The sequence below is a fragment of the Vibrio sp. 970 genome, assembly GCF_033339075.1.
The window spans coordinates 1-1,190 of sequence record NZ_JAWOTW010000084.1; the positions used below are offsets into that span (position 1 = coordinate 1).

The 1,190-nt window shown below is 46.1% G+C and carries 1 protein-coding gene; it reads right to left on the reverse strand.

Going from position 1 to position 1,190, the window contains the following annotated elements; all coding sequences use genetic code 11:
- Positions 1 to 113: 113 nt before the first annotated feature.
- On the reverse strand, positions 114 to 1,034 hold the full coding sequence (locus R7Q11_RS24865; RefSeq protein ID WP_225466842.1) for an IS5 family transposase: 921 nt from the start codon (positions 1,032 to 1,034) through the stop codon (positions 114 to 116).
- Positions 1,035 to 1,190 lie beyond the last annotated feature (156 nt).

Sequence of the window (1,190 nt, forward strand, 5' to 3'; positions counted from 1 at the left end):
GCCAACACCTTCAGTAAAATTACATTTTCGGTAAAGCTTGAGCTATAACCAACAGAATCGGCTTTGTTGCGTAATTCGGACAGAAAACCAAGTCGTCCGAAATTGAATAATTATTAAACAATATACTGAGTTTCAGGCATACCAAGCCCTGTAAGTTTGTTCAGTGCTTTGATCATGGCGTAAGTCTCGCCAACCTGAGCATTGTAATTTCTTAGGCTTAGTTTCCCACCTAACAACTGTTTTACCCGATACATTGCTGTCTCTGAGAGCGAGCGCTTATGATAACCATACCGCTTTTTCCACTTCTTGTTGGAGCCGTAGAGCTTCTGGCAACTTACCGCTAAGTTATGAGGGTGCCCTTGTTCCCAGAAGGCTGCTCCTTCTCTTGGCGGGATGAGCGGAACAGCTCGCTTGATCCGTATGGCATCATGGCAATTCCTTGTGTCATAAGCGCCATCGCCTGATATCTCAATGATTTTGCGACGTGTCTGCTTGAGTAAGTTAGGGAGCACTTCGGCATCGGTTACGTTAGATAAGCTCAGCTCTGCTGCGACTATTTCGTGGGTGCTTGTATCTACTGCGATATGCAGCTTACGCCAGACTCTTCGCTTCCCATCAGTTCCATGCTTCTTGACCTTCCATTCACCTTCGCCATAAACCTTGAGGCCAGTGGCATCAATTGCCAGATGTTGTATCGCTCCTCTGGTTTTGGTTTTAAATGAAACTTCAACTTCCTTAGCTCGGCGGCTTATACAGGTGTAGTGTGGGCAAACAAGCGGGATGTGAGCCAGCTTAAATACTGAGTCTAGAAAGCCTTGCAGCGCTCTCAATGGCATGGAGAAGACGCGCTTAACCATCAGTGCGGTAGTAATGGCTAAGTCGCTGAATCGGCGAGGTCTACCACGCTTGCCTTGTTTGTTTTGCTTCCACTCGGCTATCGCTTCCTCATCAATCCAAAAGGTCAGAGAACCACGGTTTATTAAGGCTTTGTTGTACTGCGTCCAGTTAGTTGTTTTGTAACGAGGTTTAGGCATGAGGCTACGACGATTAATGGGTGTAGCCGATCAGATCGTAGCTTCTTGATTTAGTTCCATCGATTTAAGCAACAAAGCCCCTCATGAGTTCTTTAGACCCAGTAAAAATGGCAACCCAATTCGCACAATTGGACACAAACCCATTCAAAAACCGTT

Bases quoted from the DNA above. Each gene is read 5' to 3' on its own strand.
- R7Q11_RS24865 (WP_225466842.1), bottom strand. From the start codon at position 1,034: ATGCCTAAACCTCGTTACAAAACAACTAACTGGACGCAGTACAACAAA.